The 842-nt window shown below is 60.2% G+C and carries 1 protein-coding gene; it reads right to left on the bottom strand.

Features of this window, described 5'->3' with window-relative positions; translation table 11 throughout:
- Positions 1–803 (bottom strand): neuraminidase-like domain-containing protein (locus tag AC788_RS12805; protein WP_269082577.1); only part of this gene is annotated, 803 nt, incomplete at its 3' end.
- Between the last annotated feature and the right edge of the window lie 39 nt (positions 804–842).

Here is an 842-nt window from a genome sequence, read left to right as displayed (position 1 = left end):
GGGTCGACGCTGTCGATCATCTCGACCCAGGTCACGAACAGCCGGTTGTTGAAGTACACCGGACGGATGGTTTTCTCGATCGCCGCTTCCGAGATCGGCAGGTTGGCCCGTTTCCAGTCCGACCAGGCGCCGGGCTGCGGGTTGTCCTGCTTGGGGCCCGCAGTGCCGGAAAGGTAGCTGCGCTCGGACATGTTCACCGAACGCCAGTAGTAGGCACCCTCGGCGCGGGACTTGCCGATGAAGTAGTAGTTGGACTCCTTGAAGTCGGTGCCGGCGATGTAGCCATTGATGATGGTCAGGTTGGCCACTTCCTCGAAGCTGGCCAGGTAGGCCTGGACCGCTTCCTGGGTGGTGTCGACGCTGATGCGGTTCTGGTTGATGTCGTTTTCCAACTGCTGGAAATACGCCGACTTCTTCATGCGCAGCGACGGGTCGATGTACAGCGACGGGTACCAGGCCAGTTGCTGGTTGGCGGCCCACAGCGGGTATTGGTTGCGCTGATCGCGCCATTCGGTGAGTAGCCCTTCGCTGAAGCGTACATCGTCATAACCAGGCTCCATGCCCAGCAGGGCGCCGTTGATGTACTGCTGCAGGCTGGCGATGGCGCTGGCCACCGGGCTGGTTTCTACCGCCTGGGTGACCTGGGTATCGAGCAGCAGGTACTCGTACAGGTCGTTTTCGGTGCGCAGTTTATCGGTGAGCCCGAGTTCCTGCAGGGTGGTGTCGTTGGGCACCAATTCGCCCAGGTAATAGGCGACGAGGGCGTCGCGAAAGCTTTCGTTGAGGGTTGCTGCAATGGTCATGGAATGGATTCCTGTGTGGTGGTTCAAGGGTTTTTTGGG

The organism is Pseudomonas sp. RIT-PI-a, from assembly GCF_001187875.1.
In the GTDB taxonomy this organism is placed as follows: domain Bacteria; phylum Pseudomonadota; class Gammaproteobacteria; order Pseudomonadales; family Pseudomonadaceae; genus Aquipseudomonas; species Aquipseudomonas coleopterorum.
This window is presented reverse-complemented; position numbering and strand designations above follow the sequence as displayed.